The sequence below is a fragment of the Pseudosporangium ferrugineum genome (assembly GCF_003002065.1).
In the GTDB taxonomy this organism is placed as follows: Bacteria; Actinomycetota; Actinomycetes; order Mycobacteriales; family Micromonosporaceae; genus Actinoplanes; species Actinoplanes ferrugineus_A.
Genome location: NZ_PVZG01000037.1, coordinates 14160 through 37022 on the forward strand (window position 1 = coordinate 14160; position 22863 = coordinate 37022).

Here is a 22863-nt window from a genome sequence, read left to right on the forward strand (position 1 = left end):
GCCGATCTCGGTCGCGGCCCTCGGTGCGGGGTCCCTGGCGGGTCACTCCCACTCGATGGTGCCCGGCGGCTTGCTCGTGACGTCGAGGACGACGCGGTTCACCTCGCGGACCTCGTTCGTGATGCGGGTGGAGATCTTCGCGATGACGTCGTACGGCAGGCGCGACCAGTCCGCGGTCATCGCGTCCTCGCTGGAGACCGGGCGCAGCACGACCGGGTGGCCGTACGTGCGGCCGTCGCCCTGGACGCCGACGCTGCGGACGTCCGCCAGCAGCACCACCGGGAACTGCCAGACGTCGCGGTCGAGGCCGGCCGCCGTCAACTCCTCGCGGGCGATCAGGTCCGCCGCCCGCAGCACGTCGAGGCGCTCGCGGTCGACCGCGCCGATGATGCGGATCGCCAGGCCGGGGCCCGGGAACGGGTGGCGCTGGACGATCTCCTCGGGCAAGCCCAGCTCGGCGCCGAGCGCGCGTACCTCGTCCTTGAAGAGGGTGCGCAGCGGCTCGATCAGCGCGAACTGGAGGTCGTCGGGCAGGCCGCCCACGTTGTGGTGCGACTTGATGTTGGCCGTACCGGTGCCGCCGCCCGACTCGACGACGTCGGGGTAGAGCGTGCCCTGCACCAGGAACTCGATGTGGCGCTCCGCGTCGAGCTCGCGGGCGGCCGCTTCGAACGTACGGATGAATTCCCGGCCGATGATCTTGCGCTTCTGCTCGGGATCGGTCACGCCGGCCAGGTGGCCGAGGAAGACGTCGGACGCGTCGACCACCTTGAGGCGGATGCCGGTGGCCGCGACGTAGTCCTTCTCGACCTGCTCGGCCTCGCCCGCCCGCAGCAGCCCGTGGTCGACGAAGACGCAGGTGAGCTGGTCACCGATCGCCCTGTGCACCAGCGCCGCCGCGACCGCCGAGTCGACGCCGCCGGAGAGGCCGCAGATGACCTGCTTGTCGCCGACCTGGTCGCGGATCGCGGCGACCTGGTCCTCGATGATGTTGGTCGCCGTCCAGGTGGGCTCGATGCCGGCGATGTCGTACAGGAAGCGCTTGAGCATCTCCTGGCCCTGCTCGGTGTGCGCCACCTCGGGGTGGAACTGCACGCCCGCGCGGCGCGTGGCGAGGTCCTCGAACGCGGCGACCGGCGCGCCCGCCGAGGAGGCCGTCACCGAGAAGCCGCTGGGCGCCTCCGTGACCGAGTCGCCGTGCGACATCCAGACCGGCAGGCCGGCGGGAAGCTCGCGGAGCAGGGTGCCGGCCTGGGAGGCCGGGGAGAGCACGGTACGCCCGTACTCCCGCGCGCCGGTGTGCGCGACCGTGCCACCGAGCGCCTGCGCCATCGCCTGGAAGCCGTAGCAGATGCCGAAGACCGGCACCTCGTTGGCGAACAGCGCGGGGTCGAGCACCGGGGCGCCGGGCTCGTACACGCTGGACGGCCCGCCGGACAGGATGATCGCGGCGGGGTTCTTCGCGAGCATCTCGGCGACCGGCATCGAGTGCGGCACGATCTCCGAGTAGACCCGCGCCTCGCGGACCCGCCGGGCGATCAGCTGGGCGTACTGCGCGCCGAAATCGACGACAAGAACCGGGCGAGGGGTGCTCACGCCGCCGCCTCGCTTCGCTCACCGGCGCCGCGAGGCACAAGTGCGCTGTGCTGAATGATTCGCTCGCGTTGCTCGCTCATGGGCGGCGAGTTTACCGGCGCCCGGACGGATGCCCGGGCGCCGGGGCGAGAGGTGTCAGCGGCGCCACGTGCGGGTGGGTGCGTACGCGACGTTGCCGGCGCGGTCGTACGCCCGTACCTGGACCCGCAAGGTCTTGCCGTATTTGGCCGTCGCGATCGTGAACGTCCGGCGGACGCCCGCGTAGCGCTGCACCACCTTGCCGTTGACCAGCAGTTCCATCGAGCGGATGCCGTTGGCGTCGGACGACTGGGCGGCGAGGCGCACGGTCCTGGCGAGCTTGCGGGTGCCGTTGGCCGGGCCCGACGTGATGCGTACGGCCGGTCCCGCGTTGTCGACCCGCACCTGCCGCGCGGCCGTCGCGAGATTGCCGCCGCGGTCGTACGCCCGCAGCCCCAGCGTCACGTTCCCGCCGCGGATCGACGGACGCCACGAGAAGGCGTACGGGGCGACCCGGTCGACGCCCACCACGACGTTGTTGGCGAGCAGCTCGACCTTGGCGATGCCGACGTCGTCGGTGGCCCGGGCGGAGACCGTGACCGTGCCCCGCACGAGCGCGGAACCCGACGGCGACAGGAACGAGGTGGCCGGCCCGGTGGTGTCGCCCGGGGCGGGCAGCGAGGCGAGCGCGGCGGCGGCGTCGACGCGGCCGGAGGAGCCCGCGACCCAGGAGCCGGAGATCCTGGTCGCCGACGAGGTCAGCGCCGTACGGATGGCGGCGGCGTCCGGGGCGGGCGAGGTGGAGGCGAGCAGCGCCGCGACGCCGGAGGCGAACGGGGTCGCCGACGAGGTGCCGCAGAACTGGCTGACGGCGCCGGTCAGGCCCTGGGCCGGATTGCAGCCGGGGGCCGCGAGGTCCACCCAGGAGCTGCCGTAGTTGGACCACGGGTAGCGCGTGTCGGTCGCGGTCGAACCGCCCACCGCGAGGACGTCCGGGATCGCCGCCGGGTAGTGCAGCGCCGGGCTGCCCTCGTTGCCCGCCGCGGCCAGGACCAGCGCACCCTTGCTCATGGCGTACGTGATGGCGTCGCGCATGAGCTGGCTGTCGGCGGTGCCGCCGAGCGACAGGTTGATGATGTCGGCACCCTGGTCCGCGGCCCAGCGCACGCCCTCGGCGATGTCGCTGTACGTGCCCAGCCCCTTGGCGTTCAGCGCCTTGACCGGCAGGATCTTGCAGGACCAGCAGACGCCCGCGATGCCGGTGCCGTTGTTGCCGGTGGCGGCGGAGACCCCGGCGGCCATCGTGCCGTGGCCGTGGTCGTCGGTGGCGTTGCTGTCCTTGTTGACGAAGTCGTAGCCGGGCAGCAGCCGGCCGGCGAAGTCCGGGAGCGGCTTGACGCCGGTGTCGACCACGGCGATGACCACGTCGCCGCTGCCGCGGGTGGTGCTCCAGGCGGCGCCGACGTTCGTCCGGGTGAGCCCCCACTGCTGCCGGAAGGCCGGGTCGTTCGGGGTGATCGCGGCGATGGCCGCGACGTGATCCTGCTCCACGTACGCGACCGCGGGGTTCGACCGCAGCGCGGCGGCGGCGTCGGCGACCTGGCTCGCGGGTACGTCCACCGCCACCGCACCGGTCAGCGGCTCGCTCTCCACGACGTCGACGCTGTCCTCCAGCCGGTCGACGACCGCGGTGCCGGTGGCGGCCGAGGGGCGCAGCCCGACGACCAGCGAGACCGGCAGGTCGGCCGGGGCGGGGGCGGCGAAGGCCGCGCCGCTACCGGTCAGGGCGAGGCCGCCGGTGAGGAGCCCGGCCGTCAGGATGCGCAGAATCATGCCCCCACAGTCGGCGGGGACGGCAGCGACGGCTGGATTGGCTCGGGTGCTTTCAGGTAGCGGAAAGCCCCCGCCGAGAGCGCACGGCGAGGGCTTTCCGACCGGAACTACTAGCGCTTGTACGTCCGCGTGGGCGCGGTCTTGGTGTTGCCGGCCAGGTCCACCGCCCGGATCTGCACCTTCATGCCCGAGGCGTAGCTCGAGGCCTTGAAGCTGAAGTTGTAGGGCGACGTGGTGTCCGTCTGCTTCACCGAGCCGTTGATCAGCATCTCGACGCGGCGCAGGCCGCCGGCGTCGGAGGCGGTCGCGGCGAGCTTGACCGTGCCGGAGACCCGGGCGTTGTTGGCCGGTCCGCTGGTGATCGTCACCGTCGGGGCCAGGTTGTCGGCGACCACCGAGCGGTCGAAGACGGTCCGGTTGCCGGCCTTGTCGTAGACCCGGAGCTGCAGCGCCACCTTGCCGTTGCGGCCCGCGGTGTCGTAGGTCAGCTCGTACGGCGAGGTGCGGTCCTGCGCCTTGTAGACGCCGTCGACGTAGAGGTCGACGTTGCGCACGCCGGACCAGGCGTCACCGACGCCGGTGGTCTTGACCGGCACCTTGCCGCGCAGCCGCCAGTTCTCACCGGGGGTGGAGACGCCGGTGATGGTCGGCGGGGTGGTGTCGGTGCCGACGGTCAGCGCCTTGGCGGCGTCGAGCATGCCGTACTTGGCCCAGCCGGTGTTGCCGGCGAGCGGGCGGGTGGAGGTCAGCAGCGCGCGCTGCATCGACCAGCCGGTGTAGCCGGGGTTCATCGTCTTGATGAGCCCGGCGGCACCGGCGACCATCGGCGCCGCGAACGACGTTCCGGTCTCGCCGGTGTGGTAGTTGCCGTACCGGTCCATGGCGGTGATGATGCCGGGCGCCGCCATGTCGACCCAGGTGTCGCCGCTCTTGTTGTAGCTCGAGAAGTCGGCGCGCTCGTCGGAGCCGCGCGCCGTCGCGCCGACCGCGACCACGTCCGGGTACGCCGCCGGGTACTGCTTGGTGTTGCGCAGCGAGGTGCGGCCCGCGTTGCCGGCCGAGGCGACGACGAGCACGCCCTTGAGGTTCGCGTACGAGACCGCGTCGGCGAGCACGGAGCTGGTGTCGGTGCCGCCCAGCGACATGTTGATGATCTTCGCGCCGGAGTTCGTCGCGTACACGATGCCCTTGGCGATGTTGCTGTCCGAGCCGTTGCCGTGGCTGTCCAGGACCTTGACCGGCAGGATCGTGCAGCTCCAGCAGCCGCCGGCCATGCCCTCGCGGTTGTTTCCGCGGCCCGCGATGATCGAGGAGACGGCGGTGCCGTGGCCGAAGTCGTCCGCGGTGTTGCTGTTGTTGCCGACGTAGTTGTAACCGCTGAGCACCGCGCCGCTCAGGTCGCCGACCTTGGCGACGCCGGAGTCCAGCACGGCGATCTTGACCGCGCCGCCGGTGGTGGTCTCCCACGCGGCCGGCAGCCGGACCTGGTCGACCTCGGGCTGGTGGCCCTCGGTGTACATCGGGTCGTCGGGGCTGACCTCGAAGGCCTTACGCACGTGGTCGACCTGCACGTACGAGACGTTGGGGTCGCTCTTCAGGGCCGCGATCACGCGGTCGCGGCGGGCCGGGGAGACCTCGAAGGTCTGCGCGCGCAGCTCCGCCAGGGCCTCCCGGGCGGGGCCCGCGGTGTCGAGGGCCCGGACGCCCATCGACGAGACCGTCCGCATCGGGGCGGCGGTGTCCGCGCCGTTCTTCAGGCCGACGACGAGCCGGACCGGCGCGGCCGGCGGCTCGTCGGCCATGGCCCAGGTCGAGACTCCGGCGGTAGCGGCGACCACCGTCACCGAGAGCGCTCCGACGACAACGCGTCGTGAGACGAGCTTCATGTAGGACAGGCCTCCCCCGTGATCGACCGCCGCCTCGGCGAATCGCGCCGGTCAGCGTACGGCCGATCTTGGCTTTGTCCAGACCCCGTTCCACAACGCGAGATTTTCGCGCATTGAGCAGGATGTGGGATTCGCATACTGTTCCAGCATGCGGACCCATCGGACGGCGTGGATCGTGGCGGCCGTCATCGTCGTCCTTCTCGCGGGCGGAACCGGCGTCTTTCTCGCCCTCCGCGGCGACTCCGGGGAGCCCTCCGGGACCGCGGCGCCGACCCTCCCCGCACCGAGCGCCGAAGCGCCGTCCGCGAGCCCGCCCCCGCCGCCCGGCGCGGACCTCACCGGCCCGCTCGACCTGCTGCTGATCGGCGTCGACACCCGGGTGAGCATCCCGGACTGGCAGCCGCACGCCGACGCCATCATGCTGCTGCACATCGACGAGGGACTCAAGACCGGATTCCTGTACTCGCTGCCCCGCGACCTGCGGGTCGACATCCCGGCGTTCGCGAAGAACGGCTACGGCGGCGGCCGGCACAAACTCACCGAGGCGATGAGCTACGGCGCCCGCGTGCCCGGCACCGACCGGGCCGACACCGCCCAGGGGTACGAGCTGCTCGCCCGGACCATCGAGAAGTACACCGGCATCAGGTCCTTCGACGCGGGCGCGGTCCTGACCTTCGCCGGGCTCAGCAGGCTGACCGACGCGCTCGGCGGCGTCACGCTGACCATCGACCAGAAGGTGGTGTCGCAGCACCGGCGGCCGGACGGCACCGCCCGCACCCTGCGCCCGGGCGGCGGCGGCTACGTCGGTCCGCAGGCGACGTACCTGCCCGGCACCCGCAAGCTGACCGGGTGGCAGGCGATCGACTACGCCCGGCAGCGCTACACCGCCGGCGGCGACTACACCCGGCAGCGCCACCAGCGGCAACTCGTCAAGGCGCTGCTCACCGAGGCCGGAAAGGCCGGCCTGGCGACCGATCCGGCCCGGCTCGGGTCCGTGGTCGGCGCGCTGGGCGACACCCTCGCGGTCTCCGGGGAGCGGACACCCGTCGAGTACGCGTACGCGCTGCGCGACCTGACCCCGTCCGGGCTGACGTCCGTGGCGCTGCCGGGCAGCTCGGTCGTCAGCAACGGCGGCTACATCGGCGAGCAGCTCGACGCCGGCGGGCGCGCCTTCCTGCGGGCGGTGGCGAGCGGCGACCCCGGCGCCTACCTGGACAAGCACCCGGAGCTGATCAGCAAGTAGGCCAGCACCGGCCCGAGCACCACACGTCTCAGTAGGTAGGCCGGTACCGGCCCGACAGCCACACGTCTCAGTAGGTGGGCCGGTATCGGCCCGACAGCCACACGTCGAAGAACGCGGCGAGGTCCTGCCCCGACGCCTGCTCGGCCGCGGCCACGAAGTCCGCGGTGGTGACCGTCCCGTACGCGTGCCCGGTGGCCCACGCGCGCAACAGCCCGAAGAACCGCTCGTCGCCGATCCGGCGCTGCAACGCGTGCAGGGTCAGCGCGCCACGGACGCCCGGGCCCTGCGAGGCGAGCCCCTTCACGCCCGGGTTCAGCGCGGGCAGGGCCTGCCACGGGTACGTGTCGTAGAGGTCACGGGCCGACTCGTCCACGTCGGGGCCGCCTGCGTGCTCCGACCAGAGCCACTGGGCGTACACGGCGAAGCCCTCGCTCAGCCAGACGTCCTGCCAGCCGCGCACGGACACGCTGTTGCCGAACCACTGCCGGGCCAGGTCACGCGCGACGAGGCCGGGGTCCGCGGGCGGCACCCCGACGGCCGTCGCCTCGTACGCGTCGAACGGGTACGGCCCGAACCGCGTGGCGAGGAAGTCGGCGATCTCCGCGGTCCGGTCCAGCGCGCCCGTCCCCGGGTACCACGCCGGCACCGCGGTGACGACCGGCCGGCCCCGGTGCTGACGGGACGTGACCCGGTAGTCGCCGATCGCCACGAAGGCGCGGTGGCTGGCCATCGGTTTCTTCACCGACCAGCGCCAGGTGACGGTGCCGCGCGACTTCGTACGCCGGCCCGGCACGCCGTTGCTCACCGCGGCCATCCCCTTGGGCACGGTCATCCGCAGCGCGAACGTCGCCTTGTCCGACGGGTGGCCGTTGACCGGGAACCAGGTGCTCGCCGACGTGAACCCGCCCTGCGCGTACGCGCCCGCGGACGTCCGGTGCCAGCCCTCCCCGCCCCGGACCCGCACCGGGCGGCCGGCGTAGCGGACCACCGTGGTGAACGCGCTGCCGCGGCGCAGGCCGGCGGCCGGGGTGACGACCAGCTCGCCGCCGCCCGTACGGCTCGCGGCGGCGACCCCGTTCACAGTCACCGCCCGCACGGCCAGGCCGGTGAGGTCGAGCTGGAAGCGGGACAGGTCCTGGGTGGCGGTGGCCTTGATCGTGGCCGTACCGGACAGCAGGCCCTTCTCCGGCGTGTAGCGCAGCCTCAGGTCGTAGCCGGCGACGTCGAAGCCGCCGTTGCCGCTCTCCGGGAAGTACGGGTCGCCGACGCCGGCCGCCCCGGGCCCGAACACCGCCGGGCCGGCCCTCGCGGGACCCTCCGCCCGCGACGACGGGTCCGTACCCGCCGAGCAACCGGCCAGGAACAGGACGACAACGAACGCCAGAACTCTTCGCACACTTCCGAAGACGCAGCTCAGGGGCGTGGCTGTGGCGTCCTGCCGAAGAGCCAGCCCTCGAAGAAGTCACCGAGGTCCTTGCCGGAGGCCCGCTCGGCCGCCGCGATGAGGTCCTCGGTCGTGGCGTTGGCGTCCCGGTGTGCGGCCGGGAACTCCTTCAGCAGGGCGAAGAACGCCTCGTCGCCGATCGTCCGGCGCAGGGCGTGCACGACCATCGCGCCGCGCTGGTAGACGGCCGCGCCGAAGAGCCGCTCGGCGCCCGGGTCACCGGTCGGCACCTGCCAGTCGAAACCCCGGTAGGTGCGGTCGAACGCCTGCTGGGCGGTCTGCTCACCGACGTGCTCCTGCCAGAGCCATTCCGCGTACGTGGCGAAGCCCTCGTTGAGCCAGATGTCCTGCCAGCGTTCGAGGGCGACGCTGTCGCCGTACCACTGGTGGGCCAGTTCGTGCGCGACGACCGTGGGGTTCGGGCGGGTGCGGAAGAAGACGTTGCCGTAGACCGGGCGGGACTGGGTCTCCAGCGCGTACCCGACCCGGTTGTCGTCGATGACCACCCCGCCGTACGCGTCGAACGGATACGGCCCGAACCGGGCGGCGAGGAAGTCGGCGATCTCCCCGGTCCGGTCCAGGGACCGGGCGGCGGGCCCGGTCGCGGGCAGCGACTCGGGCACGGCGATCACCATCGGCTTGCCGGCGTGGGTGCTGGTCTTCACCCTGTACTGCCCGATGACCACCGTGGCGAGGTAGCTGGCCATCGGCTTGGTCTCGGTCCACCGCCAGGTGGTCCAGCCGCCGGCGGTGTCCTTGCGCCCGGGCACCCCGTTGCCGATCGCCTCGACCCCGTCGGGCACGGTCATGGCCAGCGCGAACGTCGCCTTGTCCGACGGGTGGTCGTTGACCGGGAACCACGTGCTCGCCGACTCCGGCTGGCCGAGCGCGAAGGCGCCGTCCCTGGTGCGTTGCCAGCCGCCGACGCCCAGCGCCTCGTTGTTCAACGGCTGGGGCTTGCCGGCGTACTCGACGACCACGGTGAACGCGCGGCCCTTGACGAGGCCGGCGGCGGGCGTCACGACCAGCTCGTTCTTGTCCGCCCGGCCGGTGGCGGCCTGCCCGTCGACGGTGATCCGGCTCGCCGTCAGGTGGGCCAGGTCGAGGTTGAACCGGGACAGGTCCTGCGTCGCGGTCGCGGTGATGGTGGCGCTGCCCTCCAACCGGCCGCTCGCGGGGTCGTACCGCAGCTTCAGGTCGTAGCCGGCGACGTCGTACCCGCCGTTCCCGTACGCCGGGAAGTACGGGTCGCCGGCGCCGGCGGCACCCGGCGCGAAGCTCAGTGCCACGCTCGGCGGCGCGCTGGCCGCGGCCGGCGGCTCCCCGTCGTCGGTGCAGCCCGCCACCGTCAGCGCGGCGGCAACGGCCACCGCGACTCTCGCCCGTGTACGCATCGGGGTCTAGCGGTCCAGCACGAGGCTGACCTTCTGGAACTCCTTGACGTCGTGATAGCCGCACTTCGCCATCGCGCGCTTGAGCCCGCCGAAGAGGTTGAGCTGGCCGTCGGGGCGGTCCGCGGGCCCGTAGAGGATCTCCTCCAGGGAGCCGTCCGGCTCGCCGGCGATGCAGAAGCCGCCGCGCGGCAGGCTCGGGTGGCTGGCCGCCGAGTGCCACCACGCGCCGCCGGCCGGGGCGCCCTCGGCCAGCGACAGCGGCTCGCCGAGCATGACGGCGTCCGCGCCGCAGCCGATCGCCTTCGCGATGTCGCCCGAGGTCTGGATGCCGCCGTCGGCGATCAGGTGCACGTAGCGACCGCCGGTCTCGTCGAGGTAGTCCCGCCGGGCCGCCGCGGCGTCCGCGATCGCCGTGGCCATCGGCACCCGGATGCCCAGCACGGTGTCCGTGGTGGACCACTCGTCCGCGCCGACGCCCACGATGACGCCGGCTGCGCCCGTACGCATCAGGTGAAGTGCGGTCTTGTAATCCGTGCAGCCGCCGACGATGACCGGCAGGTCGAGGTCGGCGATGAACTCCTTGAGGTTCAACGGCTCGTCCGTGGTGGACACGTGCTCCGCGCTGACCAGGGTGCCCTGGATGACCAGCAGGTCGACGCCGGCGTCGAGGATCACCGGGGCGAGCGCGAGGGTGTGCTGCGGGGAGACCCGCACGGCGACGGTGACGCCGCCCTCCCGGATCGCCCGGACCCGCTCGGCGATCAGCTCGGGCCGGATCGGCTCGGAGTAGACCTCCTGCAGCCGCTTGGTGGCGTCGGCCTCCTCGTCCAGCGAGCCGAGCTCCTCCAGGATCTTGCTGGGGTCCTCGTAGCGGGTCCACAGGCCCTCGGCGTTGAGCACGCCCAGGCCGCCGAGGCGGCCCAGGGCGACCGCCGAGTCCGGGCTCATGGTGGCGTCCGAAGGGTGCGCGACGCAGGGGATCCGGAACGGGTACGCGTCCAGCTTCCAGTCGGTGGACACGTCGTCCACGTCCCGGGTGCGGCGGCTCGGGACGATCGCGATGTCGTCCAGGTGATACCCGCGCTGGGCGGTCTTACCGAGACCGATCTCCACCACGTCACGCATGATCAATCGCCTTCAGTCTGGGTTAGCGGGAGTGGTAGTTGGGGGCCTCGACGGTCATCTGGATGTCGTGCGGGTGGCTCTCCTTCAGGCCCGCAGCGGTAATCCTGATGAGCTGGCCGCGCTCCTGCAAGTCCGCGATCGTCTCCGCGCCCGCGTAACCCATCGACAGGCGCAGGCCGCCGACCAGCTGCGCCATCACGCGCGACAGCGGGCCGCGGTAGGGCACCTGGCCCTCGACGCCCTCGGGAACGAGCTTCTCCTCCGGCACGTCGTGCTGGAAGTAGCGGTCCTTGGAGTAGGACTTCGCCTGGCCACGGGACTGCATCGCGCCCAGCGACCCCATCCCGCGGTACGACTTGTACTGCTTGCCGTTGACGAAGATCAGGTCGCCGGGGCTCTCCTCGGAGCCGGCGAGCAGGCCGCCCAGCATCACCGTCTCGGCACCGGCCACGATCGCCTTGGCGATGTCGCCGGAATACTGCACGCCGCCGTCGGCGATCACCGGCACGCCGGCCGGCTTGCAGGCCCGGGCCGCCTCCATCACCGCGGTGATCTGCGGCACGCCCACGCCGGCGACGATCCGGGTGGTGCAGATGGCGCCGGGACCGACGCCCACCTTCACCGCGTCGGCGCCGGCCTCGACCATGGCCTTGGCCCCCGCGTACGTCGCGACGTTGCCGCCGACGATGTCCGTGACGGTGTCCTTCTTCAGCCGCGCGATCATGTCGAGCACCTGGCGCTGGTGCCCGTGCGAGGTGTCCACGATGATCACGTCGACACCGGCGTCGATCAGCCCGCGGGCGCGCTTGTACGACTCGTCGCCGACCCCGATCGCGGCGGCGACCCGCAGCCGGCCCTGGGGGTCCTTGGTGGCGTTCGGGTACTGCTCGCTCTTGGTGAAGTCCTTGACCGTGATCAGCCCGCGCAGCCGGCCGTTGTCGTCGACCAGCGGGAGCTTCTCCACCTTGTGCCGCTGCAGCAGGGCGAGCGCCTCCTCCTTGGCGACGCCGACCGGGGCGGTGATCAGCGGCGACTTCGTCATGACGTCGCGCACCTTGGCGCTGTGATCGGTGACGAACCGCATGTCACGGTTGGTGACGATGCCGACCAGCACGCCCTCGGCGTCCACCACCGGCACGCCGGAGATCCGGAACTTGCCGCAGAGCGCGTCGACGTGCGCGAGGGTGTCATCCGGGTTGCAGGTGACCGGGTTGGTGATCATGCCCGACTCGGAACGCTTCACGAGGTCGACCTGGGCCGCCTGGTCCTCGGCCGACAGGTTGCGGTGCAGCACGCCGATGCCGCCCTCGCGCGCCATCGCGATCGCCATCCGCGCCTCTGTGACGGTGTCCATGGCCGCGGAGAGCAGCGGGATGGAGAGTCCGACGTTGCGGGTCAGTCGGGTGATCGTGTTGACCCGGCTCGGCACCACGTCGGATTCACCGGGCTGGAGGAGGACGTCGTCGAACGTCAGACCGAGAGGAACCGTACGCGCGGACTCAGTTTCCACAGATCATCCCTAGAGAAGAGGCGGAGTGTTACATCCTACTCATCGACCGGGGCGCCCCCGACGGGGCGGACAGCACGTGCGGGCCACCACACAGGGGCCCCGGATGGGTACGGTAGACATCGTGCAAGAAGAGCCGATCGACCCGTTCAACGGCGACCCCGCCGACCCGGCCGCGGGCCTCGACGACCTCACCGAGGACGCCGAGCAGGATCCGCTGACCGAGGCCGAGCGGCAAGATGTGCTCGAGGACCTGTCTGACCTGGAGATCTATCAGGCGCTGCTGAGTCCGACGGGGATCCGCGGCCTGGTGATCGAGTGCGAGGACTGCCACGAACCGCACTACTTCGACTGGGATCTGCTGCGCGGAAACCTGCGCCATCTGCTCTCCAGCGGGCGGCCGCGGGTGCACGAGCCTGCCTACGATCCGGATCCGGACCACTACGTCACGTGGGAGTACGCCCGAGGTTATGCGGATGGCGTACACGACACCCTGACCGAAGGTTCGGACGACGACCCTTCCTGAGCCGCTCCTCCCCGGCCATCACGAGACGGCGGGCCGTCCCTCCGGGCGGCCCGCCGTTCGCTGTCTGTGCTATCCGGATCGCGGGCCGGCGTTCCGATCGGACCACCCCGTCCGATCCGTGCCGCCGGCCCCGCTCGCCGGTCGTCGCCCGGTCAGGCCACCAGGCCCGCGCGGAACCCGGCCGCCACCGCGTGCGCCCGGTCGCGCGCACCCAGCTTGCGGAACAGCCTGCGGGCGTGGGTCTTCACCGTGTCCTCGGACACGAACAGCTCGCGCCCGATCTCGGCGTTGCTCTTCCCGTCGGCCATCCCGCGCAGCACCTGTAGTTCCCGTTCGGTGAGCGTCAGGCGCCGGCCGGTCGGTGCCGCCTCGCCCACCCGTGGATCGTTGCCCGGCCAGACCACGGGGCGCCCGGTCGCCGGGTCGATCTCCGAGCCGTCCCCGCGCTGGGCGGGAACCATCGGCGAGTTCGGCAGCATGGCCGGGATGCCCGCGGCGTTCGGCGTGCCGGCCATGGCGAGGCCGTCACGGTGCAGGCCACGGGCGGCGGCCGAGTTGTTGTTGCGCCCCGCTCCGCCCACCGCCGCCGGCTGGGCGTTGGCGCCGTTGATCGGCATGCCCTGGGGGCGTACCGGCAACAGCAGGAGCAGCAGGGCCTTGGCGACCACGCTGACCAGGTCATGCTCGACACCGCGGATGACGCCGCGGGCGCCGGCGGCGACCGTGGCGGCGGCGACCCGGGGGTCTTCCGCGCCGAAGAGAACGACCTGCGCCTGCGGGGCGCGGGCGAGGACGCGCCGGGTGAAACCGACGCTGTCGGGACGGGTCACGGCGGTGTCGGCCAGAACGACCTCGGCCGGCCTTTCAGCCAGACGGATCATGGCTTCGGTCTCGCTCACCGCTGTCCGAACCACCCCGGTCATGCCGAGCCGGGCCGCGGTGGACGCGACGGTCTGGGCCGCCAGTGGGGTACGGACGCACACGAGGACGGTACGCACAGTGATCCTCCTTCTCTCTCAGAGGAGATCACGCGAGGGCCGCAGCATTACGCGCTTTAGATGGAAAAAATGGGAAAGATCGGTACGGTTTTCGGCACCGGTGAGATACGGCCGACGAAGACATCGACAACTCGTGTGTGATCCGGCGTTTGCCGGGGTACACGGGCGGCAGGCCTGAGCCAGGCCCCTCATGACAACACTCCGCGGTGCCGCGCGGGAGGAGGGTGTTGATGTCGAACGTTCGCAGACTGCCCGGGCCCATCGCCGATCTCTGGGATTGGCAACGACTCGGCCTGTGCAGGGGGCGCGACAGTGCCCAGTTCTTCCACCCCGACGGCGAACGCGGATCTTCCCGCAATCGTCGCGAGGCGAAAGCCAAGACCATGTGCGGCGCATGCCCCGTACGAGCCGAGTGCGCCGCCCACGCGTTGGCGGTCCGTGAGCCTTACGGCGTCTGGGGAGGTTTCAGCGAAGCGGAGCGGCTGCGGCTGCTCGCGGTCGGCTGGGAGGACCTCGCCGATCGGCATCACGGACGGGTCGACCTTGCCCGGCTCGAGGCACGCCTCGGCCGGCCCCACAAATCCACGGTGCCGGCACAGCGGCAGGCACCGGCGGCCTGACGCCGCCCGACGCGCGGCATCACCACACACCTGACGACGCGGTTCCCATCCGGGGGCCGCGTCGGCGTCTGCATCGGCATGTCAGCCGCATCGGTGAACATGCAAGCCACCGTATGAGCGAACTTGCCCTTGACGTCGGACGAAAAGTGCGGCTTTCGCGTGACACCCGATCGGCATGCCACGCCCCTCCCCCACCGCCCCGACCGCCCGCCCCAGGACCCCGATGGGATGCGTTTCTGCTGGTCAGAGGCGGATGGCTGAGTGACTAGTCCGGTTTGCGCGAGCACAAGCCGCTGACGGCGCGGGCGTATAGGCGGCTTTTAAACACACCGATCGCCCGCCGCACGCGGCGATGGTGAGCGGCGCCCGGAAGGGATCGCGGAACGAGCCCGCGATCCCGGGCAGGCGGCCGGTCCCGGGGTGAGCGGACGGGCCGAGCGCGGTCGATGGTCAGAGGCGTGGAGCCCCGGCCCGCCGTCCGGTGGGGCCGACAAGCGCGGGGTCGGCGCGCGGTCGGTCCCGGGGCGCCAGCGACCCGGCGACCGGGACGGAGCGGTCGGGCCGGACGGCGACGGACGTGGCGACAAGCACGGCGACGAGCGAACGGGAACGGGCAGGAACGCGAACCAAGCGGGGACGCGGGCCCGCCCGGGGCGCGGACCAGGCGGGGACGCGGGTGGGTGGGCGGGTTAGTTGATTGTTACCTGGGTGGAGTGCCAGCCTGTGGCGCCGTCGGGGGCTGTGGGGGTGGGGGTGCTTGTCTGGGTTTCGCCGGTGGTGTCGGTGGCTCGGACCCGGAGGGTGTGCTTGCCCGGCGTTGCCTGCCATTGCCAGGACCATTGGACCCAGGTGTCCGCGGAGACCGGGGGTGCCAGGGTCGCCTCGGCCCAGGGGCCCGCGTCGACCTGGACCTCCACCTTCGCGATGCCGCGGTGCTGGGCCCAGGCCACGCCGGCCACCGTCACCGGGCCCGCCTTGCGGCCGGAGCCGTCGCGGGGGGTGTCGATGCGGGACTGGGTCTTGATCGGTCCCTGGGCCGACCAGCCCCGGGGCACCCAGTACGCGTCGAAGTCCGCGAACCGGGTCAGCTCGATCTCGGTGATCCACTTGCACGCGGAGACGTAGCCGTAGAGGCCGGGCACGACCATGCGGACGGGGAATCCGTGCGACACCGGCAGCGGTTGGCCGTTCATGCCGACGGCCAGGAGGGCGTCGCGCCCGTCGCGCAGGACCGAGGTGGGGGTGCCGCACGTCCAGCCGTCGGCGGAGCGGGACACCACCTGGTCGGCCTCCGGCAGGGGCTGGGCCTCGTCGAGCAGGGCCTTGATCGGCGTACCGAGCCAGAGGGCGTTGCCGATGAGGTCGCCGCCGACCTCGTTCGAGACGCAGGCCAGGGTGACGTACCGGGAGATCATCGGGCGCTGGAGCAGCTCGGCCCAGGTGACCGTGATCGGGTTGCGGACCATGCCGTGGATGCGCAGCTCCCAGGTGGAGGGGTCGACCTGGGGCGGATACAGCGCGGTGTCGATGCGATAGAAGTCCCTGTTCGAGGTGACGTACGCGCTCGCCCCGGGGGCCTGGGCCCCGGCCGGGACCGACGGGGCGGCCTGCACGGGCGGGGGCAGGACGACGGCCTCACGGGCGGCGGTGACCGCGCGCCGGGAGGTCAGGAAGCGCCCGCCGAAGCCGCCGACGATGCCCGCCCCCGCGACGAGCCCGGTCCCGATGAGGAACCGGCGGCGGCTCCCGTCGGGCAGCGGCCACGAGGCCGCGGCGGAGGGCCGGACGGCAGCGGCGAGCCGGGTGCCGGCGGACGGCCGGGCAGCGGACGGCCGGGCAGCGGACGGCCGGGCAGCGGACGGCCGGGCAGCGGACGGGTGGGCAGCGGCGGACGGCTCGGCGACGGGCGGCTCGGTAGCGGACGGTTCGGTGACGGACGGGTGGGCAGCGACGGGCGGCTCGGTGGCGGCGGCGAGCGGGACGAGGTAGCGCAGGGCGGCCATCGCGGCCAGCCCGGCGACGAGCGACGGCAGGGCCGCGGCGGCGCCCGCGTCGTGGCGGGTCAGTGCGGCCACGACGCCCACGGCGGTGAAGAGCGCGACGCCGGCGGCGGCGAGCCGCCAGGAGCGCCGCGCCGCGATGCCGACCGCCGCCGCATACAGCGCGAGCAGGACGATCGTGCCGGTGATCAGCGCGGTCTTGTCGTGCTTGCCGAAGACGGCGATGCCGAAGTCCTTGACCGGGGCGGGCACGTTGTCGACCACCACCCCGCCGACCGCGAGCAACGGGGACGAGAGCGGCCCGGTGAGGACGGCGACGATCTCCGCGACGCCGAGGGCCGCCGCGGCGGCGGCGACCCCGGCCAGGGCGGCCCGGAGCGGCCCGGCCCAGGAACGGGCCGCGGCCGGCCGCGGCGACGGCGGGGAGATCGATGGAGCGGAACCGGAGTGCGTCACGCCCTCCATCCTCCCCGCGCCGACCCCGAAAGCCTCTTACGAAGTTATGACGGCCGGCGAGCGAACAACGAGCTGATGACGGCCGGCGAGCGAACAACGAGCTGATGACGGCCGGCGAGCGAACAACGAGCTGATGACGGCCGGCGAGCGACTCACGAGCTGATGACGGCCGCCCGCAGCGGCGGCAGCGCCGCGACCAGGGACTCCAGCAGCTCCACCGAGCACCGGTCCGCCCGCGGCTCCGGCAGCTTCGGCACGCCCACCCCCGGCAGCTCCCACACGACCCGCCCCGGCGACAGCGCCTCCAGCGTCGCGTACCACTGTTGCAGGGGTTCTCGGAGCTGCACGTGCGCGGCGAAGTTGCGGCGGCGGCGGGTCGGATCGGCGTCCCGGCGGTGCTGCAACGTCGTGACGTCGGGCAGGCCCACCAGGACCGCGTCGGCGAAGCCCAGCCGTCCGCTGCGGAACGCCTCCCGGGTCACCACCAGTTCCCGGTCGAACTGGGCCCGGGGTGCGAGCCCGAGCGCCGCCATCCCCCACGCGTAGTGCAGCTTGACCGGGTCGGTGTCGCAGAACGCCAGGCCGTCCTCGCGCTCCAGGTCGAGGGCCGCGGACCAGCGCTGCATGCCGGCCCGTACCCAGTGGCGGGCGAGGGCCGTGGCGTCCGTCGGTTCGCGGCCCGTCATGCGGTACTCCGCCACGAACCTGCCGACGTACCGGCGGCACCAGGAGGTCTTCCCGGCCGCGCTGGGTCCCTCCACGACGACGATCATCCGCGCCCCTTTCCCGGTGAATTCTGCATCACACACGAGAAAGGGCGCGCCGCGGATGCGACGCGCCCTTTCGAGAACTACGGATCAGAAGCCCGGGCCGTGCTGGTGGCCGTGGCCACCGTGGCTGTGCCCGTGGCCGCCGGCCGCGGCGGGCTCCGGCTCGGCCGGCTTCTCCACCACGAGGCTCTCCGTGGTGAGCAGCAGGCCGGCGATCGAGACGGCGTTGGAGACCGCGTTGCGGGTCACCTTGACCGGGTCGATGATGCCGGAGGCGGCGAGGTCGACGTACTCGTCCGTGGCCGCGTTGAGGCCGTGGCCCCAGCCCAGCTCGGCGACCTTGCCCACCACGACGTAGCCGTCGTGGCCGGCGTTCTGCGCGATCCAGCGCAGCGGCTCGACGAGGGACTTGCGGACGATCGAGACACCGATCGCCTCCTCGCCGGTGAGGCCGAGGTCGCCGTCGAGCACGGAGACGATCTGCGCCAGGGCGGCGCCGCCGCCGGGCACGGTGCCCTCCTCGACCGCGGCCTTGGTCGCCGCGATGGCGTCCTCGATGCGGTGCTTGCGCTCCTTCATCTCGACCTCGGTCGCGGCGCCGGCCTGGATGACGGCGATGCCGCCGGACAGCTTGGCCAGGCGCTCGGAGAGCTTCTCGCGGTCCCAGTCGGAGTCCGAGGCCTCGATCTCCTTGCGGATCTGCGAGACGCGGTCCTCGATCTCGGACTTCTTGCCACCGCCGTCGACGATGGTGGTGTTCTCCTTGTCGACGACGACGCGCCGGGCGGTGCCCAGCATGTCGACGGTGACCTGGTCGAGCTTGTAGCCGAGCTCGGGGGCGATGAGCTCGCCGCCGGTCGCGATCGCCATGTCCTGCAGCATCGCCTTGCGCCGGTCCCCGAAGCCGGGAGCCTTCACCGCGGCGACCTTGAAGGTCTTGCGCAGCGCGTTCACCACGAGCGTCGACAGCGCCTGGCCCTCGACGTCCTCGGCGATGATGAGCAGCGGCTTGCCGGCCTGGAGCACCTTCTCCAGCAGCGGCAGCAGCTCCTCGACGCTGGAGATCTTCTGGGTCGTGATGAGGATGTACGCGTCCTCGAGCACGGCCTCCTGCGACTCGGCGTCGGTCACGAAGTTCGGCGAGATGAAGCCCTTGTCGAACTGGAGGCCCTCGGTGACGACGAGCTCGGTGCTGAGCGCGGAGCCCTCCTCGACGGTGATGACACCGTCGCGGCCGACCCGGTCCATCGCCTCGGCGATCAGCTCGCCGATGGTGGCGTCCTGGGCCGAGATGGTGGCGACGTTGGCGACCGACTTGTGGTCGGCGACCTCGACCGCCTTGCCGAGCAGCGCCTTGGACACGGCCTCGGAGGCCTGGTCCATGCCGCGCTTGAGGGCGATCGGGTTGGCGCCGGCGGTCACGTTGCGCAGGCCCTCGCGGACCAGCGCCTGGGCGAGCACGGTGGCCGTGGTGGTGCCGTCGCCGGCGACGTCGTTGGTCTTGGTCGCCACTTCCTTGACCAGCTGGGCGCCGAGGTTCTCGTACGGGTCGGTGAGCTCGATCTCCTTGGCGATGGTGACGCCGTCGTTGGTGATCGTGGGCGCGCCGAACTTCTTGTCGAGGACGACGTTGCGGCCGCGCGGGCCGAGGGTGACCTTGACCGTGTCGGCGAGCGTGTTGACGCCGTGCTCCAGCAGGTGCCGGGCGTCGTCAGAGAAACTGAGGATCTTCGCCATATTGAGGTCCCTTCACGCACCACCGCCCTGACCCGAGGTGCGGGCCAGGGCGGGAAGCACTGTCAGTAGGTCACTTCTCGATGACCGCGAGGACGTCGCGGGCGGAGAGCACCAGGTACTCCTCGCCGGCGTACTTGACCTCGGTGCCGCCGTACTTCGAGTAGAGGACCGTCTCGCCGACCTGGACGTCAACCGGGATGCGGTTGCCCTTGTCGTCGATGCGGCCCGGGCCCACAGCGAGGACGGTGCCCTCCTGCGGCTTCTCCTTGGCGGTGTCGGGGATCACGATGCCCGACGCCGTGGTCGTCTCAGCCTCGTTCGCCTGGACCACGATCCGGTCCTCGAGCGGCTTGATCGCAACCTTGGTCGCGGTAGTCACGGGCATACCCTCCTGGGTACAGGTTTCGCCGGCCAGCATCGGCCGATCTCATGCCTCATGCCACCGGGCGGGGCCGTCGTCGCGGGTGCCGGTCCGCCTGGCGCAAACGCGCTCCCGGTGGGGGCGCGCTGGCACCCTCAGGTTGAGAGTGCTAATCGGAGATTATGCCGGAACTAGCACTCCGTCAAGGAGAGTGCCAACACGGCAGAATGATGTCGTGGACCTCGAACTGCTTGCCTCTCTGCGTACCCGGGAAGGGTCCGACGCCCTTGCCGCCGCGGCCGAGGTGGCCGGCGGAGATCCCCTGGCAGCGGCCTCGGCCCTGCGTTCACGCGGCATCGCCGCGCCGCTCGCCGCCGCCGCGCTCACCCAGACCGACCTGCGACGACGCGCGGAGGGCAAGTTCGGCGCGGGCGCGGCGGAGATGTTCTTCACCCGGCCCGGCTTCGAGCAGGCGACCCGCGCGGCGGTGGCCGACCGCCGGGCCGCCCGGCTGCGCGCGGCCGGCGTCGAGACCCTGGCGGACCTGGGATGCGGGCTGGGCTCGGACGCGCTGGCCGCGGCCCGGCGGGGGATCCGGGTGTACGCGGTGGACGCCGACCCGCTGACCGCCGCCGTGGCCCGGGCGAACACCGAAGCCGCCGGACTCGCCGGCCTGGTGACCGTGGAATGCGCCGACGCGACCTCGGTGGAGGTGGAGCGGTTCGACGCCGTCTTCGCCGATCCGGCCCGCCGCCGCGCGGGCCGCGGCCGGGTGATGGACCCGCAGGCCTGGTCGCCGCCGTGGGACTTCATCGCGGCCCTGCCCGCCCGGGTGCCGCGGACGGTGCTGAAGCTGGCGCCCGGCATCGACCATGCGCTGCTGCCGCCCGGCGCGGAGGGAGAGTGGGTCAGCGTCGACGGCGACCTGGTCGAGGCGGCGTTCTGGTGCGGGCCGCTGGCGGAGGTGCCGCGGCGGGCGTCGCTGCTGCCGTCGGGCGCCGGCCTGCACGGCTCCGGGGTGGAGGCGGCACCGGTCGGCCCGGTCGGCCGGTTCCTCTACGACCCGGATCCGGCCGTGGTCCGCTCCCACCTGGTCGCGGAGTTCGCCGCCGGCATCGGGGGCCGCCTCGCCGACCCGGAGATCGCGTACGTCCACAGCGACGAGCCCGTGGAGACGCCGTACGCCCGCCGCCTGGAGATCACCGACGTGCTGCCGTTCTCGCTCAAGCGGCTGCGCGCGCTGCTGCGCGAGCGCGGCGTCGGACGGGCCGAGATCCGCAAGCGCGGGTCGGCGCTGGAGCCCGAGCAGCTCCGCCGCGACCTGAAGCTGCGCGGGCCCGCCTCGGCCTCGATCGTGCTGACCCGGGTGGCGGGGGCGCCCACCGTGCTGCTCTGCCGCTGACCCGGCCGGTAGCCTCGGGGATCGTGGCTAAGAAGGCGGCCGGGACGCCGGCGACCGTACTGCTGTCCGCGCAGAAGGTGGCGCACGAGCTGCACCCGTACGAGGTCTCGCCGGATGCGCCGAACTACGGTGCGCTCGTCGCCGAGGCCCTGGGGGTGGCCCCGGAGTCGCTGTTCAAGACGCTGGTCGCCGAGGTGGACGGGGCGCTGACCGTGGCCGTCGTACCGGTGACCGGCGACCTTGATCTGAAGGCGCTGGCCGCGGCGGCCGGCGGGAAGCGGGCGGCCCTGGCCGACCGGGCGGCGGCCGAGCGCAGCAGCGGCTACGTCCGCGGCGGCATCAGCCCGCTCGGCCAGCGCAGACGCCTGCCCACGGTGATCGACGACTCGGCCGTGGCGCTGCCGGTCATGTACGTCTCGGCCGGCCGCCGGGGTCTCCAGGTGTCGCTGGCGCCGGCCGACCTGATCCGGCTGACGGGCGCCACCACGGCACAGATCCGGACATAACACCCGGTCCGTGACAACACCGTTACGCCCAAACCGGATCTTTCTCCGGAGAACCGACGATTCCGGAACGCCAAGTGACCTAGCGTCACGTGATAGGTACCGTCCGCGCCACGGAGCACGTTGCCCGGCACCCCGGCCATGACCACGGCCGTGGTGCGGCAATCCCGACTGCGCGCGAGGAATCCGAGGCAAGAACCGGATCGATCCGAGAGGACGAGGAATGCGTAAGGGAATGTTCGCTCTTGCCGCGGCGGGTCTGCTGGCCAGCGGCAGCATGGCCGCGTGCGGCGGCGACAGCAATGAGAACTCCGGCAGTTCCAGCGGCGGCTCGACGGTCGGCAAGGTCGGCGTCATCCTGCCCGACACCTCGAGCTCCCAGCGCTGGGCCAACGACGACCTGAAGTACCTGAAGGCCGCGTTCGACGCGGCCGGGGTCCCGGCGGAGATCCAGAACGCGCAGGGCGACAAGAGCCAGTTCCAGACGATCGCGGACGGCATGATCTCCAGCGGCGTCAAGGTGCTGATGATCGTCAACCTCGACTCCGGTACCGGCAAGGCGGTGCTCGACAAGGCGAAGTCCGCGGGCATCGCGACCATCGACTACGACCGGCTGACGCTCAACGGCGGCGCGAAGTACTACGTCAGCTTCGACAACACGGCGGTCGGCAAGCTCCAGGGCGAGGGCCTGGTCAAGTGCCTGACCGACAAGAAGGCCGTGAAGCCGGTCGTGGCCGAGCTCAACGGCTCGCCGACGGACAACAACGCGACCCTCTTCAAGGAGGGTTACGACTCGGTGCTGAAGCCGAAGTACGACTCGAAGGAGTACATCAAGGGCCCGGACCAGTCGGTGCCGGACTGGGACAACGCGCAGGCGGGCACGATCTTCGAGCAGATGCTGACCCAGAACCGCAACATCAAGGGTGTGCTGGCCGCCAACGACGGCCTGGGCAACGCGGTCATCTCGGTGCTCAAGCGCAACAAGCTGAACGGCCAGGTGCCGGTCACGGGCCAGGACGCGACCGTGCAGGGTCTGCAGAACATCCTCGCGGGTGACCAGTGCATGACGGTCTACAAGGCCATCAAGCAGGAGGCCGACGCGGCCGCCGACCTCGCCATCTCGCTGGCGAAGGGCGAGGAGAAGACGGTCTCCCAGAGCGTCAAGGACGTGGAGTCGGGTCAGGACGTGCCGGCGGTGCTGCTGACCCCGAAGTCCATCTTCAAGGAGAACGTCAAGGACGTCGTCGCGGACGGGTTCGTCACCAAGGACCAGCTGTGCACCGGCGACTTCGCCAAGCTGTGCACCGAGAACGGCGTCAGCTGACCGCGGAAGAACGCTGCTGAGCACGGAGCCGCCCACGCCTGGCCGGGCGTGGGCGGCGCCGCATCCAAGAAGGAGAACCACCCGTGGCCGCGACACCTCTTCTGGAGCTACGCGGGATCG

The 22863-nt window shown here is 71.9% G+C and carries 18 protein-coding genes; 6 read left to right on the plus strand and 12 right to left on the minus strand.

The window, feature by feature from the left end:
- Window positions 1-42: 42 nt before the first annotated feature.
- From guaA to CLV70_RS36730, 3 genes are all read right to left on the minus strand, one after another.
- On the minus strand, window positions 43-1596 hold the full coding sequence (gene guaA / locus CLV70_RS36720; protein ID WP_106131233.1) for a glutamine-hydrolyzing GMP synthase: 1554 nt from the start codon (window positions 1594-1596) through the stop codon (window positions 43-45).
- 135 nt (window positions 1597-1731) lie between these two features.
- Window positions 1732-3447 (minus strand): S8 family serine peptidase, encoded by a 1716-nt coding sequence (locus CLV70_RS36725; protein ID WP_106131234.1) that lies wholly within the window; start codon window positions 3445-3447, stop codon window positions 1732-1734.
- A 110-nt stretch (window positions 3448-3557) separates the two neighbouring features.
- Entirely contained in the window at window positions 3558-5333 is a 1776-nt protein-coding gene (locus CLV70_RS36730; RefSeq protein ID WP_106131235.1) for a S8 family serine peptidase, read from the minus strand.
- 148 nt (window positions 5334-5481) lie between these two features.
- Here CLV70_RS36730 and CLV70_RS36735 point away from each other — a divergent pair, with 148 nt between their 5' ends.
- On the plus strand, window positions 5482-6576 hold the full coding sequence (locus tag CLV70_RS36735; RefSeq protein ID WP_106131236.1) for an LCP family protein: 1095 nt from the start codon (window positions 5482-5484) through the stop codon (window positions 6574-6576).
- 67 nt (window positions 6577-6643) lie between these two features.
- Here CLV70_RS36735 and CLV70_RS36740 read toward each other — a convergent pair whose 3' ends face one another.
- Genes CLV70_RS36740 through guaB form a run of 4 tightly spaced genes read right to left on the minus strand, consistent with a single transcriptional unit; the run spans window position 6644 to window position 12049 of the window.
- Window positions 6644-7972 carry a M1 family metallopeptidase gene (locus CLV70_RS36740; RefSeq protein ID WP_245908745.1) on the minus strand — a complete coding sequence of 443 codons (1329 nt, stop codon included), beginning with the start codon at window positions 7970-7972 and terminating at the stop codon, window positions 6644-6646.
- Between the two features lie 17 nt (window positions 7973-7989).
- The gene (locus CLV70_RS36745) at window positions 7990-9414 is read right to left on the minus strand and encodes a M1 family metallopeptidase (protein ID WP_106131238.1); all 1425 of its coding nucleotides are present in this window, start codon (window positions 9412-9414) and stop codon (window positions 7990-7992) included.
- A 6-nt stretch (window positions 9415-9420) separates the two neighbouring features.
- A complete protein-coding gene (locus tag CLV70_RS36750) occupies window positions 9421-10539 on the minus strand; it encodes a GuaB3 family IMP dehydrogenase-related protein (protein WP_106131239.1) in 1119 nt (372 codons plus the stop codon).
- A gap of 22 nt (window positions 10540-10561) precedes the next feature.
- Entirely contained in the window at window positions 10562-12049 is a 1488-nt protein-coding gene (gene guaB, locus CLV70_RS36755) for an IMP dehydrogenase (RefSeq protein ID WP_106131240.1), read from the minus strand.
- 121 nt (window positions 12050-12170) lie between these two features.
- On the opposite strand from guaB, the gene CLV70_RS36760 reads away from it, so the two are divergent.
- Complete coding sequence (locus CLV70_RS36760) at window positions 12171-12572, plus strand: DUF5319 domain-containing protein (protein WP_106131251.1); 402 nt, start codon at window positions 12171-12173, stop codon at window positions 12570-12572.
- 152 nt (window positions 12573-12724) lie between these two features.
- Here CLV70_RS36760 and CLV70_RS36765 read toward each other — a convergent pair whose 3' ends face one another.
- Entirely contained in the window at window positions 12725-13570 is an 846-nt protein-coding gene (locus CLV70_RS36765; protein WP_106131241.1) for a helix-turn-helix transcriptional regulator, read from the minus strand.
- A 230-nt stretch (window positions 13571-13800) separates the two neighbouring features.
- Here CLV70_RS36765 and CLV70_RS36770 point away from each other — a divergent pair, with 230 nt between their 5' ends.
- Window positions 13801-14190 carry a WhiB family transcriptional regulator gene (locus CLV70_RS36770; RefSeq protein ID WP_106131252.1) on the plus strand — a complete coding sequence of 130 codons (390 nt, stop codon included), beginning with the start codon at window positions 13801-13803 and terminating at the stop codon, window positions 14188-14190.
- A gap of 689 nt (window positions 14191-14879) precedes the next feature.
- Here the strand turns inward: CLV70_RS36770 and CLV70_RS36775 are convergent.
- The 4 genes from CLV70_RS36775 to groES all read right to left on the minus strand — a co-directional run bounded on the left by CLV70_RS36775 (window position 14880) and on the right by groES (window position 19538).
- Window positions 14880-16556, minus strand: a complete 1677-nt coding sequence (locus CLV70_RS36775; RefSeq protein WP_245908747.1) for a molybdopterin-dependent oxidoreductase — start codon at window positions 16554-16556, stop codon at window positions 14880-14882.
- Window positions 16557-16798: 242 nt separating this feature from the next.
- Entirely contained in the window at window positions 16799-17419 is a 621-nt protein-coding gene (locus CLV70_RS36780; RefSeq protein ID WP_106131243.1) for a hypothetical protein, read from the minus strand.
- A gap of 84 nt (window positions 17420-17503) precedes the next feature.
- Complete coding sequence (gene groL, locus CLV70_RS36785; RefSeq protein ID WP_106131244.1) at window positions 17504-19153, minus strand: chaperonin GroEL; 1650 nt, start codon at window positions 19151-19153, stop codon at window positions 17504-17506.
- A gap of 70 nt (window positions 19154-19223) precedes the next feature.
- Window positions 19224-19538, minus strand: a complete 315-nt coding sequence (gene groES, locus CLV70_RS36790) for a co-chaperone GroES (protein ID WP_106131245.1) — start codon at window positions 19536-19538, stop codon at window positions 19224-19226.
- A gap of 211 nt (window positions 19539-19749) precedes the next feature.
- Here groES and CLV70_RS36795 point away from each other — a divergent pair, with 211 nt between their 5' ends.
- The 3 genes from CLV70_RS36795 to CLV70_RS36805 all read left to right on the plus strand — a co-directional run bounded on the left by CLV70_RS36795 (window position 19750) and on the right by CLV70_RS36805 (window position 22743).
- Entirely contained in the window at window positions 19750-20916 is a 1167-nt protein-coding gene (locus CLV70_RS36795; protein WP_106131246.1) for a class I SAM-dependent methyltransferase, read from the plus strand.
- Between the two features lie 23 nt (window positions 20917-20939).
- A complete protein-coding gene (ybaK, locus tag CLV70_RS36800) occupies window positions 20940-21422 on the plus strand; it encodes a Cys-tRNA(Pro) deacylase (protein ID WP_106131247.1) in 483 nt (160 codons plus the stop codon).
- 220 nt (window positions 21423-21642) lie between these two features.
- Window positions 21643-22743 (plus strand): sugar ABC transporter substrate-binding protein, encoded by a 1101-nt coding sequence (locus CLV70_RS36805; RefSeq protein ID WP_106131248.1) that lies wholly within the window; start codon window positions 21643-21645, stop codon window positions 22741-22743.
- The last annotated feature ends 120 nt before the right edge of the window (window positions 22744-22863 follow it).

What these genes read in the sequence shown, in the direction of transcription:
- groL (WP_106131244.1), bottom strand. Translation starts at nt 19,153, where the DNA reads ATGGCGAAGATCCTCAGTTTCTCTGACGACGCCCGGCACCTGCTGGAG.
- CLV70_RS36805 (WP_106131248.1), top strand. Translation starts at nt 21,643, where the DNA reads ATGCGTAAGGGAATGTTCGCTCTTGCCGCGGCGGGTCTGCTGGCCAGC.
- CLV70_RS36750 (WP_106131239.1), bottom strand. Translation starts at nt 10,539, where the DNA reads ATGCGTGACGTGGTGGAGATCGGTCTCGGTAAGACCGCCCAGCGCGGG.
- groES (WP_106131245.1), bottom strand. Translation starts at nt 19,538, where the DNA reads ATGCCCGTGACTACCGCGACCAAGGTTGCGATCAAGCCGCTCGAGGAC.
- CLV70_RS36745 (WP_106131238.1), bottom strand. Translation starts at nt 9,414, where the DNA reads ATGCGTACACGGGCGAGAGTCGCGGTGGCCGTTGCCGCCGCGCTGACG.
- CLV70_RS36735 (WP_106131236.1), top strand. Translation starts at nt 5,482, where the DNA reads ATGCGGACCCATCGGACGGCGTGGATCGTGGCGGCCGTCATCGTCGTC.
- CLV70_RS36725 (WP_106131234.1), bottom strand. Translation starts at nt 3,447, where the DNA reads ATGATTCTGCGCATCCTGACGGCCGGGCTCCTCACCGGCGGCCTCGCC.
- CLV70_RS36770 (WP_106131252.1), top strand. Translation starts at nt 13,801, where the DNA reads ATGTCGAACGTTCGCAGACTGCCCGGGCCCATCGCCGATCTCTGGGAT.
- CLV70_RS36780 (WP_106131243.1), bottom strand. Translation starts at nt 17,419, where the DNA reads ATGATCGTCGTCGTGGAGGGACCCAGCGCGGCCGGGAAGACCTCCTGG.
- CLV70_RS36730 (WP_106131235.1), bottom strand. Translation starts at nt 5,333, where the DNA reads ATGAAGCTCGTCTCACGACGCGTTGTCGTCGGAGCGCTCTCGGTGACG.